Annotated in this window: 12 protein-coding genes, 1 tRNA gene and 1 other RNA gene; 6 read left to right on the top strand and 8 right to left on the bottom strand. The window is 42.8% G+C overall.

The window, feature by feature from the left end; all coding sequences use genetic code 11:
* Positions 1 to 240: 240 nt before the first annotated feature.
* From B2W49_RS04195 to coaD, 4 genes are all read right to left on the bottom strand, one after another.
* Positions 241 to 317 (bottom strand) — tRNA-Met (locus B2W49_RS04195).
* 73 nt (positions 318 to 390) lie between these two features.
* Positions 391 to 768, bottom strand: an RNA gene (gene rnpB / locus B2W49_RS04190) — RNase P RNA component class A.
* Positions 769 to 795: 27 nt separating this feature from the next.
* On the bottom strand, positions 796 to 1,059 hold the full coding sequence (locus B2W49_RS04185) for a YfhL family 4Fe-4S dicluster ferredoxin (protein WP_291334816.1): 264 nt from the start codon (positions 1,057 to 1,059) through the stop codon (positions 796 to 798).
* Between the two features lies 1 nt (position 1,060).
* Entirely contained in the window at positions 1,061 to 1,552 is a 492-nt protein-coding gene (gene coaD / locus B2W49_RS04180) for a pantetheine-phosphate adenylyltransferase (protein WP_291334814.1), read from the bottom strand.
* 177 nt (positions 1,553 to 1,729) lie between these two features.
* On the opposite strand from coaD, the gene smpB reads away from it, so the two are divergent.
* Positions 1,730 to 2,206: an SsrA-binding protein SmpB gene (gene smpB / locus B2W49_RS04175; protein ID WP_004972209.1), complete on the top strand. Its 477-nt coding sequence runs from the start codon at positions 1,730 to 1,732 to the stop codon at positions 2,204 to 2,206.
* Positions 2,207 to 2,285: 79 nt separating this feature from the next.
* On the opposite strand, the gene B2W49_RS04170 is transcribed toward smpB, so the two are convergent.
* The 3 genes from B2W49_RS04170 to rluD all read right to left on the bottom strand — a co-directional run bounded on the left by B2W49_RS04170 (position 2,286) and on the right by rluD (position 4,762).
* A complete protein-coding gene (locus B2W49_RS04170) occupies positions 2,286 to 2,855 on the bottom strand; it encodes a flavodoxin family protein (RefSeq protein ID WP_291334812.1) in 570 nt (189 codons plus the stop codon).
* Positions 2,856 to 2,894: 39 nt separating this feature from the next.
* A complete protein-coding gene (pgeF, locus tag B2W49_RS04165) occupies positions 2,895 to 3,638 on the bottom strand; it encodes a peptidoglycan editing factor PgeF (RefSeq protein WP_291334810.1) in 744 nt (247 codons plus the stop codon).
* A 71-nt stretch (positions 3,639 to 3,709) separates the two neighbouring features.
* The gene (gene rluD / locus B2W49_RS04160; RefSeq protein WP_291334808.1) at positions 3,710 to 4,762 is read right to left on the bottom strand and encodes a 23S rRNA pseudouridine(1911/1915/1917) synthase RluD; all 1,053 of its coding nucleotides are present in this window, start codon (positions 4,760 to 4,762) and stop codon (positions 3,710 to 3,712) included.
* Positions 4,763 to 4,833: 71 nt separating this feature from the next.
* On the opposite strand from rluD, the gene B2W49_RS04155 reads away from it, so the two are divergent.
* Positions 4,834 to 5,814: an outer membrane protein assembly factor BamD gene (locus B2W49_RS04155; protein WP_291334806.1), complete on the top strand. Its 981-nt coding sequence runs from the start codon at positions 4,834 to 4,836 to the stop codon at positions 5,812 to 5,814.
* Between the two features lie 171 nt (positions 5,815 to 5,985).
* Positions 5,986 to 7,956, top strand: coding sequence for a DNA primase (locus B2W49_RS04150; protein WP_291334804.1), 1,971 nt, complete (start codon positions 5,986 to 5,988; stop codon positions 7,954 to 7,956).
* 73 nt (positions 7,957 to 8,029) lie between these two features.
* Here B2W49_RS04150 and hemA read toward each other — a convergent pair whose 3' ends face one another.
* Complete coding sequence (gene hemA, locus B2W49_RS04145; protein ID WP_291334801.1) at positions 8,030 to 9,304, bottom strand: glutamyl-tRNA reductase; 1,275 nt, start codon at positions 9,302 to 9,304, stop codon at positions 8,030 to 8,032.
* Positions 9,305 to 9,382: 78 nt separating this feature from the next.
* On the opposite strand from hemA, the gene B2W49_RS04140 reads away from it, so the two are divergent.
* From B2W49_RS04140 to ispE, 3 genes are read left to right on the top strand one after another with little or no spacing between them, the layout of a single operon-like run.
* On the top strand, positions 9,383 to 11,095 hold the full coding sequence (locus B2W49_RS04140) for a tetratricopeptide repeat protein (RefSeq protein WP_291334799.1): 1,713 nt from the start codon (positions 9,383 to 9,385) through the stop codon (positions 11,093 to 11,095).
* 7 nt (positions 11,096 to 11,102) lie between these two features.
* Positions 11,103 to 11,681 (top strand): lipoprotein insertase outer membrane protein LolB, encoded by a 579-nt coding sequence (gene lolB, locus B2W49_RS04135; protein ID WP_291334797.1) that lies wholly within the window; start codon positions 11,103 to 11,105, stop codon positions 11,679 to 11,681.
* Between the two features lie 19 nt (positions 11,682 to 11,700).
* Positions 11,701 to 12,531 (top strand): 4-(cytidine 5'-diphospho)-2-C-methyl-D-erythritol kinase, encoded by an 831-nt coding sequence (gene ispE, locus B2W49_RS04130; protein ID WP_291334795.1) that lies wholly within the window; start codon positions 11,701 to 11,703, stop codon positions 12,529 to 12,531.
* The last annotated feature ends 22 nt before the right edge of the window (positions 12,532 to 12,553 follow it).

Genomic DNA, 12,553 nt, shown 5'->3' with positions numbered 1-12,553 from the left:
TTCTTGTGAATGCAGCATCAAAGTGCTTAGTTACCGTCCAGAGTTGTGCAAGTGGTTAGGGTAAATTGTAGGTTTTATCTCTTGCACAGACTAAAAGTCTTAGGTCTATTACAAACTCTACAATTTGCATATAGTGGAAGCTAATCACTACAACCTCCAAGATACAAGGTCTATTTTCTACAAAATTCAAATTAAATCACACACAAAAAAAAGACCACGTTAGTGAACGTGGTCTGAAAATGGTGGCTATGACGGGACTTGAACCTGTGACCCCCGCATTATGAGTGCGGTGCTCTAACCAACTGAGCTACATAGCCAAAAACTGTGCGCGCATTATCTGCTGTAAACTAGGCAACGTCAAGCCTTATCACACATCAAATGCCTAAAATTTGGTGAAGTGAACCGATAAGCCGGGTTCTGTCGAGAACGATCATTCCTCTAGGCGTACAATCACTCATACGCTCAAGCGACCTACCCGAATCCAGTACGGGCCGTACCTCAGGATTCCTATTTGGTCTTGCTTCTGGTGGGGTTTACCATGCCATGAACTGTTACCAGCCATGCGGTGCGCTCTTACCGCACCCTTTCACCCTTACCTTCAATTTCTTCCGAAAAAGAAACCACACGAAGGCGGTCTACTCTCTGCTGCACTTTCCGTCGGCTCACGCCGCCCAGGCGTTACCTGGCACCCTGCCCTATGAAGCCCGGACTTTCCTCCCCTGCTTCAGTCACGGAGACCTCCACAGCAGCGATCGTCTAGTTCACTTCGAGGGCGCATCTTAACAAATAAATGCACTAATTGCTCGTGCTTTTTTGATCAATTAGTTTTTGATACTTTTCTAGCAATTGCTCCTGTGTTTCAACATGGTTGGGATCTTTCGGAATACAGTCTACCGGACAGAATAACTGACACTGCGGTTTATCATGATGCCCGACACATTCGGTACACAGCGCCGGATTGATTTCATAAATCAGCTCGCCCATGAAAATGGCCTCATTCGGGCACACAGGTTCACAGACATCGCAGTTAATGCATTCATCGGTAATATATAAAGACACGCTACCAACCTTGTTGATGTTTGCCTTCAAAGGCTTCGACGACGGTTTGCGGAACAAACTTGGTCACATCTCCCTTTAAACGCGCAATTTCACGAACCAATGTAGAAGAAATAAATGAATATTGCTCTGAAGGAGTCAAAAATACTGCTTCAAAATTGCTATCCAGCTGACGGTTCATATTTGCCAACTGAAATTCATACTCAAAATCTGAAACAGCGCGTAAACCACGCAAAACTGCAGTCGCATTTTGCTCACGGAAAAAATTAACCAATAAACCATCAAAGCCGACAAATTCAACATTAGGCAAATGCTTTAAAGATGCCTGTGCCAATTCCACACGTTCTTCCAAAGTAAAAATTGGATTTTTATGATGTCCAATGGCAATTGCGACCACGACTTCATCAAACATTTTTGCAGCACGTGTCACCAAGTCAATATGACCATTGGTAATCGGGTCAAAGGTGCCCGGATAAATTACGCGAGATTTAGACATCCATTATGCTCTAGTTGGTTTTGTCAAAGTTAGTTTAACAAATAGAAAATATTTTAGTGAATAAAGTCTACCAAATTTGAAATATCAAAGCAGTTTAGCCAGCAGTTGTGATGATTTTGATTTGTCAGCAAGCCTTGGTTTGAGGCACAATAGTCATAAGTTTGGAAGTAATTGATTATGGCGAAGCTAACTGTAGTTAAAAAAAATACGGGCGGAACAATTGCACAGAATAAACGTGCACGCCACGATTATTTTATTGAAGAAAAATTTGAAGCAGGACTTTCTTTGCAAGGTTGGGAAGTCAAATCTTTGCGCGCAGGACGTATGACCATTACTGAAAGTTATATCCTGTTTCGTGATAATGAAGCTTTTTTATTTGGCGCACAAATTCAACCCCTTTTGTCGGCTTCAACGCATGTAGTGCCTGAAGCAACCCGCACCCGCAAACTATTACTGTCACGACGTGAAATTGAAAAGTTGATGGGTGCTGTCAATCAAAAAGGTTACTCTTGTGTACCTTTAGCATGTTATTGGAAAGGTCCTTTGGCGAAGCTTGAAATTGCTCTGGTAAAAGGTAAACAATTGCACGATAAACGCGCTTCTGAAAAAGACCGTGATTGGCAGCGTGATAAAGCACGTTTGATGCATAAATAATTTTGCACATTCCGCCCATAAAAAAATGCTCGCTGTTAATGTCGAGCATTTTTTATGGAAGTTACAAAACTACAAAAGCTTAGAATTTAAGTTTTAATTCCACCAAATATTTACCAAATTTGACCGCAGTTTCCAAGTCACCCTCAGGGGGTGTAACCTCAACACTGGCATTATCAGACTGCGTCATTAAACCCAAAAAGCTCGACATGCGGTTAATATCGTGTGAACTACGCCCTGTAGGCATAAACGGTAAGCCTGACCACAACATGCCATGCTGCATCGCAAATAAATTAATTTGTTGCAGCACTGCCAGTTTATCGCCGCTTAAACCACCGCCATTGGTAAATCCTGCCGCCAGTTTGCCCTGCCAAGTTCTAGCCAACCAACGCTTAGACGATTGCTCCATAAACTGTTTTAAAGCCGAGGTAATACTGCCCATATAAGTTGGACAGCCCATAACAATAATATCGGCTTGATCTAGGCTATCCCATTCAATTTCAGCCACATCCATCAAAGTCACCTGAGCATCCATCTGCGCAGCACCTTGCGCAATATGCTGTGCCACCTTAGCAGTGTGACCATAAGGACTGTGATAAACCACCGCCACACGAATAGCAGCGCAAGAAGATGTTAAATGAGTCACTGACATAAGAATGTTTAAAACCAAATAATTAAGTCAAGTTTAACACTAAGCCTGCATAAACACGAATGTTGCCATACGCCCTGTATGTGCTTGACGACGGTAAGAATAGTAATCATCGGCTTGTTGATAGGAGCACTGATCACCACCCAAGACGGTTGTAACAGCATACTGCTGCAAAATAAAACGCGCGATTGCATACAAGTCGGCAAAGTATTTACCTTGTTGCTGCCCTGCAATAAAAGCTGTGTCTAATTCAGGATATTTATCGCAAAACGCCTGTTTCACCTCTTCCCCAACTTCAAAGCACGGCTGAGTGATAGCGGCACCCAACCACGCCCATGTTGGAGCGCTTTGCATTTCGGCAATGGTATTTTCGATAATACCATTGGCAAGCCCACGCCAACCTGCATGCAGGTTAGCAACTTCAGTGCCTTCAGCATTACCCAAAACCACAGGCAAACAATCTGCAGTCATCATCATTAAAGCATGTGCTTTACGCTGAGTGACCAAACCATCGCCCTCTAAGGCTTCAAAGGTGATTTGTGCGTTAATGGTCTGACACAACACGCTATGTGTTTGTGTCATCCACGTCATTTTATCGACCCCATATTTAGCAAACTCCTCCAGCAAACTCATACGATGCTGCTGCACACGCCACGCATCGTCCTGCACATGCAGTGCCAGATTAAAACCAGATAGATCTGCACAGTCTGTTTGTAAAGCCTGTGCATGTTGTATGCGGGTTTGCCCAACATACACACCTCTAGGTAATCCTTGAACGAATTGCATACATCTATCCTTAGTCGTTTTCTGGCGTTGCTGTATCTGAGTTGATCTTGTTGATGCTATCCATACAACAATTAATAGGCAGCATTTTCACTGCGTAACACATCTACCAATTGTTTAAAGTCTTCAGGCCACGGCGCTTCAAACATCATTTCTTCTTGAGTACGTGGATGCACCAAGCCTAGTTTGACCGCATGCAAGGCCTGACGTTTAAAGTTACGCAACGTATCGTTCAATAATACCGATGCACCTGCAGGCACACGTACACGTGGCGAATAAACAGGATCTCCGACCAAACCATAACCAATATAACTTAGATGCACACGAATTTGATGAGTTCGCCCAGTTTCCAAACGCGCCTGAACACGTGTAAAATGCTGAAAGCGCTCTTTAACATTGTAATGTGTGACTGCGTCTTTGCCGCCCGGCAAGACAGCCATTTTCACCCGATCTACAGGATGGCGTTTAATCGGTTCATCTACTGTGCCGCCTGCAATCATGTTGCCGTACACCACCAAGTCGTATAAACGATAGACTGACTTTTTTGCCAGTTGCTTGGTCAGGGCAAACTGTGCTTCCAGATTTTTGGCAACGACCAATAAACCCGACGTATCTTTATCAATACGATGCACCAAACCTGCACGAGTCAACTCAGCAGATTTTGGATAATGATGTAGCAAGGCATTCACCAAAGTCCCAGAGCTATTGCCCGCCCCTGGATGCACCACCATGCCCACAGGTTTATTAATCACAATGATGTCATCATCTTCATAAATAATATTCAGTGGAATATCTTCAGGCAGACTGCGGGTTTGCGCTTCAAGCTCGACTTCTAATGTGAGAAGCTCATCACCTTCACACTTATATTTGGGTTTAACCGTGTTACCATTTACCAACAAATGACCGTCTTTGAGCCACTGTTTTAGCTTTTCACGTGAAAATTCACTCCAAATGATGGCTGCTACTTGGTCGATGCGTAGTCCTAGATGGCTGTCATCCAATTGAAATTGCAACGATAAACGTGTTGCAGTTGAGTCTGAAGTATGGTTATCTGCATCCTCAGCATCTTCAAGTAAATTGAACTCAGTTTCAGGTAAATTGGAATGGGTAGATTGTGCTTGACTCATTTGCTCATTCAGACAAAAGTGGTTTAATAGCGCAATTGTAGCTCATTGCCCGTATTAACAGAGGAATTTTTATGTCGCTACCACGTTATAAAATAACAATGCTTGCTCTTTCACTCGGCGTTGCGTCTGCAATTGTGGGCTGTAGCAGCAATCCAAAAAAAGAAGTGGTCGATACTGGTCCGCAGTCTAGCGAACAGGTTTATATTGAAAAAGCAGAAAAAGCACTGGATCGTGGTCAATATACCGATGCGGTGAAGCATCTGGAAGCTTTAGAAACATATTACCCAACAGGCGATTATGCGCAGCAGGCGCAGCTTGAATTATTGTATGCAAAATTCCAGCAAAAAGATTATGAAGGTGCAATTGCAGTTGCAGATCGTTTTATCCGCATGAACCCGCAGCATCCTAAAGCCGATTATGCCTACTATGTGCGTGGCGTGGCGAATATGGAACAAAACTATGATGGTTTGTTGCGCTATACCTCACTCAAGCAATCGCACCGTGATGTCAGCTATTTAAAAGTGGCTTATCAAAACTTTGTTGATTTTATTCGTCGCTATCCATCGAGCACTTATGCGGTAGATGCTGCACAGCGTATGCAGTTTATTGGTCAGGAACTGGCTGAAGCCGAAATGAATGCGGCACGTTATAACATTAAACGTAAAGCATGGGTCGCTGCAGTTGAGCGTTCATTGTGGGTAATTGAACACTATCCACAAACGCCGCAAATTCCTGAAGCATTGGCAACCGTGGCCTACGGTTATGGCAAATTGGGCGATCAAGCTACGGCTCAGCAATATATTGATGTGTTGAAGCTGAACTATCCAAACTTGGTCAAAGCAGATGGTAGCGTGAATTTACGTGCTGCCCGCCATGATGCCAGCTGGATTAATCGTGCAACTTTAGGTATTTTCGGACGTGAAGCGAAAAACAGCACCGAAGCACAACAATCTGAGGCCAACACACAAGCAGCACCATCACGCAGCTTAACCAACCGTTTAAGTTTTGGTTTGTTAGATCGTCCTAAGTCTGAAAACGACAGTGCTGAATAAAATAAGCTCAAGCTGATTGAACAATCTTGAAAAATACCAAAGGCAAGTTATGATACTTGCCTTTTGTTTTACTAGGGCTTGTTTCAAACAGCAGAAACAGCTACAAAAGAACTAGATTCTGTTTCACGAAAGCGCATTTCAACCAACTCTAGAGAGAAAAGACAAAACCGTATGGCCATTCCACAGCACACGATTGATCAAATTTTAGATCGCACCGATATTGTCGATCTGATTGGTCAGCGCGTGAAATTAAAAAAAACTGGTCGTACCTATTCGGGCTGCTGCCCGTTCCATCAGGAAAAATCCCCATCTTTTCACGTCTATCGTGACAAGCAGTATTATCATTGCTTTGGCTGCCAGGCAAACGGTAACGCCATCCGTTTTTTAATGGATATTGATAACCGCAATTTTATAGATGTCATGAAAGACTTGGCCAGTCAAACAGGCATCGAACTCCCGAAAGATCAGCAAGACAATAAAAAACTTTCTTACAAACGTGAAGCCAAAAAGCCAACACCGATAGCTCTGCCTAAACCAACAACAAAAGACCAAAACGAAACTTCTGCGACTCAAGCTGCAACAAACGAGCAGGCTTTGGATGCTACAGGCATCGACTTTGATCCTTTTGTCGAATTTCAAAGTGTAGAATACGCAAATTCGGAATTTCAGAACTTGGAATTTCAAAACAGTGCCGACCCGTTTGCGAGTTTTGAACAATGGGGCACCACGCAAGAAACACCTGCACAGGAAGGCAACTTATACGACTTGTTGGAAAATGTAGCACAATATTATGAGCAGCAATTGCCGCACAACCCTGCCGCACAACAATATTTTCAAAAACGTGGCTTAACCGCACAGACCCTGCAATTCTGGCGTTTGGGCTATGCACCTGAAGATTGGCAGCATTTAGAAAAAGCCTTCCCACAAGATATTGCAGGTTTAAAACTTCTGGGCTTGATTCGTACCAGTGACAAAGGACGTGACTTCGATTTATTGCGTGATCGGGTGATTTTTCCAATCCGTGACAGCAAAGGTCGTGTGGTTGGCTTTGGTGGCCGTGCACTCAATGATGAAATCAAACCCAAATACATCAACTCGCCCGACTCGGAAGTGTTTCATAAAAACCAACTGCTCTATGGTTTATATGAAGGACGCAAACTGAAAGCCCAAGACTATTTAATGGTTGAAGGCTATATGGATGTGATTGCCTTGCAGCAATACGGCATTTATGGTGCTGTAGCGACACTCGGTACAGCAAGCAATACCGACCATTTAAATATTCTATTCCGCCAAAATAACCGCATTACCATCGCTTTTGATGGCGATACCGCAGGTCAAAAAGCCGCACGTCGCACACTTGAGATTGCATTGCCTTTACTCAATGATGGACGTGAACTGAAATTCTTTGTTTTGCCCAATGAACACGACCCTGACTCCCTTATTCGTCGTGAAGGCATCGAAAATTTCCGACGTTTATTAGATCAAGCGCCTTTGCTGTCAGATTTTGTTTTTGCACATCTCACCCAAAACCATAATATCAGTACCCCTGAAGGAAAAAGTCAGGTCATGGGCGAACTGCGGCAATTGACCGAATTTTTGCCCAAAACGGGTTCTTATCGCTATTTGCTGCAACAGTTTTTCCGCGAAAAATTAGGCTTTAACCGTAAATGGCAGGCACAAACCAATAACGATGCCTCTTTGAGTTTTAGCACCAAAATCGATGCTGAGGAATATGTGATTGCGATTCTAATCAATCATCCATATTTGTATATTCACTTTGAACCGTTACGTGCACTGATTCCAAGTGATCACCTATTGCATCAAATCTTAAATATTTTAAATACTATTTTTGATGATCTACCCGATGATCCTGAACAAGCTAAATATTATATTTTAGGTGCATGCTCGGCATATCACTATGAATTACAGCGTATATTACAACAAGCCAATGTCAGTGATTACACAACATCTCCCGAGCATGTTGATAAATTGGCTCAAGATTTTTCAACTAAATTGCAATACGACTGTTTACAACAAAAAATTCGTTCCAGAAAATTCAGCAGCATTGAAGAAATGAAGCGTTTGAAACATCAAATTTATGAAATTGATAAAAAAAGATCGCTAACTTTGCTAGAGGAATAAACAATTTGGTCTTATTGAGTGAGTTTTATATCGACCAAACTCGATCAATTTTTGTGAATGACGATGATTTTGCTTATTTACGACGACTTTTGATTGTCGCTGCCAGATTTTCCTGCATAAACTCAAAACATTCAGGCTCATCACCTTTGGCTGCTTCACGCAATAAAATAGAAGTTGGATGTAGCAATTTTTGGGTTAAACGATAAGAAAATTCCTGCATAACCTGTACAGCATCTTCACCTTTAGCAATACGCGCCATCGCCAAATTTAACTCTTCCTGACGCAAGCTTTCGCCATGTTCACGGTAAGCATGAATGGTTGCACCCGCTTGCTGAACTTTTTGATGGGTTACCAACTCAGTCACAAGCTGATTGACCATGACTTCTGCTTCCACAGCCGCTTGACGACGCTGTGCCAAGTTTTCATCAATCACACTTTGCAGGTCATCGACCCCGTACAAATACACGCCATCCAAGTTTTCTATTTTAGGATCTATATCACGTGGTACGGCCAAATCGACCAATAACATTTGCTGATATCGGCGCTTTTTTAAAGCAGCTTTCACCTCAGGATAAGTAATCACCTGATGCAAACTTCCCGTACAACTTGAAATCACATCGGCACGGTGTAAATTAGCCGCAAGCTGATCAAATTCAATAATTTCTACTTCTACCCGATGCGCAATTTCCTGCGCCAATGTTTCGGCACGGGCACGAGTACGGTTACAAATTATAATTTTAGCGACGCCCATTTCTGCTAAATGCTTTGCCACAAGGCTATTCATTTCACCTGCAGCCACCACCATCACCGTCAGTTTTTCAGGGTGGCTAAATACTTGTAACGCAAGTTGCGCGACAGCATAACCCATCGACACGGCATGGCTACCTACGGCAGTTTCTGAACGTACCCGTTTGGCAGCATAAAAAGCATATTCAAAAATTCGGTTCAGTTGTTGCGAAACTGTATGTGAGTCCTTAGCTAACGCCAACGCAGTTTTGACCTGACCTAAAATTTGCGGCTCACCCAACATGAGAGAATCTAGCCCACTGGCTACACGCATTAAATGCGACACCGCCTGTGCATTCTCATAACGATATACATGACGACTCAATTGCTGTACATCGATACCATTGACGTGTGCAAGCCAATCCAACACTTGTTCTGGATGTTCAGACATGGCGTAGACTTCGGTACGGTTACAGGTAGACACCACCACCAAATCATTCAGTTCGGGATGTTGGCTTTGCTCAGCAAGTAAGGCACTTAACTTTTCTGGGTTAAATGCAATTTGCTCACGCAACTCTACAGAGGCGGTTTGATGGTTGACACCCAATGCAAAGAAAGACATATCAGATCATCATTTCGCTAAATTTATGCTATTGTGCAATAACGGTGTCATAAAAAGCATTACTTGGATCAAGAAAAATTGCGTCAAACAAATAGCCGACCATACGGCGCGACAATTAAGCAATATTCTACCACATTCTTACTGGTCGGTAGCATGGCTTCAGTTGCTCATCTTAGAGCATCTGAAGAAATTTATCATGCAAATTCAAATTATAATGCGGTAACACAAACCATGGTGGCCGAGTTTGCCTTGGCTTATGGTGATATTCCAACGGCATTACACAACTACACGGTCTTGGCAATTAAGAACAACTCGACCTCTATCAAGCAACGCGCCCTGAATATTGCCATTGAACAAAACGACCTACATGCCGCACTAGATATTGCAACACATTGGGTGGTACAAGAACCGTCCGATGTGCCTGCGCTGTTTTATTTAGCGCACATTGCGCTAAAAGCACATGAATACGACTTAGCCGCAGAAACCTTAGATAAAATTCTAAATATTGATGCCACAGCCGACTTGGAACAAATTTTGGCGGGAATTTCTCCTGAATCTGTAGAAGACCGAGAGTTTCTAATTCAAGCCCTGCGCACAAGCAAAGCCAAAGACAATCCATCGATTTTGGTATTGATTGCAGGTTTAAAAGCGCAAAATGAACAATACCAAGCCGCGCTCGATACCATTAACCAAGCATTACGCAAACGCCCGAAAGTCACTGGCTATATTTTAATGAAAGCCAATTTGTTGAGGGCACTCGGCAACGAAGAAGAAACGGCAGCTTGGTATGCCAAATCTAGCCGTAAACACAAAAATAATTTTGAAGTCCGTTTAGCCGAAGCCAAATATCTAGTCAAAAAGAATGAAGCGACACAGGCGCTAAGCAAACTCGAAGCGATTTTAAAAAAATGGCCAGATGAAGACGAAGCTTTGTTTCTTGCGGGTTTAACCAGTATTGACTTAAAGCAATACGAAAAAGCTGAAAAATACTTGGTCGAGCTACGCTATTCTGCGCAATATCAAAATGAAGCTTATTATTATTTAGCAGTCAATGCAGAACGTAAACAGCACTATGAAACAGCCAAAGCCTATTATCGTTTGGTAGATGGTAGCCTTTATACGGTTTCACGTCGCAATATGATCAGTATTTTTGCCCAGCAAGATAAACTGAACGATGCACTACGCTTTTTAACGCAGGAACGGGTCAATTATCCTCAGCATGCCAGTTTTTTATATCAGGCACAGGCCGATATTTTAAAACGTATGGATAATAAAAAAGCAGCGCTGCGTTTGCTAGATGAAGCCATCAAAAACCTACCCGATGATCCTGAGCTGATCTATTCGGAAGTCTTACTACTCGATGCACATCAAGAAAAAGATAAACTAGATCAACTGCTCAATAAGTTACTGGAAATTGAGCCGAACAGCCCAACCTATTTAAATGCTTACGCCTATACCCTTGCGCTGCAAAATCGCCGTTTAGACGAAGCGCGTCGCTATGTGGAACAAGCACTTGAGTTTGCCCCTGAACAGGCCTCTATTTTAGATACCTTAGGTTACGTCAGCTATTTACAAAATGACTATACCGCTTCGGCACAAGCGTTGGAAAAAGCCTACGCACTGAGTCATAGTGCCGCGATTGGTTCACGCTATGCAAAATCGTTGTATATGCAAGGTGATATTCAAAAATTCAGTCAAGTGTTACAACAATTACAACAAAATCATCCGAATGATCCGCAATTGCAACAATTAAATTCGCTATTGTTACCGCAGCCAGTTAAAAAGAGTTAAATGATTTATGCGTTTATTTTCAAAGTTAGGATTAACCCTTTTTGCCACCAGTAGCCTTGTGATGACAGGTTGTCAGCCTTTCGTACAAAAACCAGTCAATGCTTCACAGCAAGTTGAAGCAGAAAATCAATTTAACCTGCAAGGCAAAATTGGCGTGCGCACCCCGCAGCAGTCTGGCAGTGCCTTTTTTACGTGGGTACAGCAGCAACAGCAGTTTGACATTGAACTGAGTGGCATTTTAGGTGTCGGTAAAACCCAAATTAGCGGACAACCTGGGCAAGTTACTCTGAACAGCGCCAAAACAGGTTTGATTTATGCAGAAAGTCCTGAAGAATTATTGGAACGTGCCACAGGCTGGCAAGCGCCTATTACCCATTTAATCGACTGGGTACAAGCCCGCCCTGCAACCATAGATGCTCAAATTCAAAAAGACCCGCAACAGCGCCCTACGCAATTTATTGAAGACGGCTGGACAGTCGACTTGAGCTATAACGACAGTGCCAGTTTGCCAAACCGCCTGATTTTGAAACAGGGACTTGAATCAGGGCAAGAAAACCGTATTACAATGCTCATCCAAAATCGTTAATCACTTGCCAAGTTTAGCCATGATTCGTGTACCCTCACCTGCCAAATTAAATCTGTTTTTGCACATTACTGGGCGTCGTGACAACGGCTACCATGAATTGCAGACTATTTTTCAACTGATTGATTTATATGACTGGTTAGAATTTGAAGTCAATGATACTCAAAGCATTCAAATTCACGGTTTAAATAGTGTCGATTTAGAGCAAAACCTGATTTACAAAGCCACGCAAATTTTAAAGCCTTACGCGAAACAAACTACAGGTTTAAATATAGCAATTGAGAAGCACATTCCCATGGGTGCGGGGCTTGGTGGAGGTTCATCCAATGCCGCAACCACCTTAATTGTGGTCAATCAACTGTGGCAATGTAGCCTCGATACTCAAAAACTGGCAGAACTGGGTTTACAGCTCGGATCAGATGTACCGATCTTTGTGCATGGTCGCAATGCATGGGCGGAAGGGATTGGTGAACAGTTAACATTCATAGACTTAGCCCCAAAACAATATATTGTGTTAAAACCTGACTGTTTTATCAGCACTCAACTACTTTTTTCACAAAAAATATTGACAAGAAACACGAAGCCCACTAAATTCTGCGGCTATCAGATAAAGCCATCTGACTTTGGAAATAATTTTGAGCCTGTGGCGCGAAGTTTATACTGCGAAGTGGATGAAGCAATGCGTTATTTAGACCAGTTTGGTCAAGCAAAGCTTACAGGTACAGGTGCTTGTGTCTTTACTGAAGTGACTGCAGAAATGAATGTAGACGACATTTTGGCCCACTCACCATGTACTGCGTACGTTGTGAATAGCTTAAATGAATCTCCATTACGACATTTCACAGTACAATAGGGGTATCGCCAAGTGGTAAGGC

The sequence above is a fragment of the Acinetobacter sp. UBA801 genome, assembly GCA_002296655.1.
Lineage (GTDB): Bacteria > Pseudomonadota > Gammaproteobacteria > Pseudomonadales > Moraxellaceae > Acinetobacter.
This window is presented reverse-complemented; position numbering and strand designations above follow the sequence as displayed.

Excerpts from the sequence above, each read along its gene's own strand:
- coaD (WP_291334814.1), bottom strand. The coding sequence starts at position 1,552 with ATGTCTAAATCTCGCGTAATTTATCCGGGCACCTTTGACCCGATTACC.
- smpB (WP_004972209.1), top strand. The coding sequence starts at position 1,730 with ATGGCGAAGCTAACTGTAGTTAAAAAAAATACGGGCGGAACAATTGCA.
- B2W49_RS04170 (WP_291334812.1), bottom strand. The coding sequence starts at position 2,855 with ATGTCAGTGACTCATTTAACATCTTCTTGCGCTGCTATTCGTGTGGCG.
- pgeF (WP_291334810.1), bottom strand. The coding sequence starts at position 3,638 with ATGCAATTCGTTCAAGGATTACCTAGAGGTGTGTATGTTGGGCAAACC.
- rluD (WP_291334808.1), bottom strand. The coding sequence starts at position 4,762 with ATGAGTCAAGCACAATCTACCCATTCCAATTTACCTGAAACTGAGTTC.
- B2W49_RS04155 (WP_291334806.1), top strand. The coding sequence starts at position 4,834 with ATGTCGCTACCACGTTATAAAATAACAATGCTTGCTCTTTCACTCGGC.
- B2W49_RS04150 (WP_291334804.1), top strand. The coding sequence starts at position 5,986 with ATGGCCATTCCACAGCACACGATTGATCAAATTTTAGATCGCACCGAT.
- hemA (WP_291334801.1), bottom strand. The coding sequence starts at position 9,304 with ATGTCTTTCTTTGCATTGGGTGTCAACCATCAAACCGCCTCTGTAGAG.
- lolB (WP_291334797.1), top strand. The coding sequence starts at position 11,103 with ATGCGTTTATTTTCAAAGTTAGGATTAACCCTTTTTGCCACCAGTAGC.
- ispE (WP_291334795.1), top strand. The coding sequence starts at position 11,701 with ATGATTCGTGTACCCTCACCTGCCAAATTAAATCTGTTTTTGCACATT.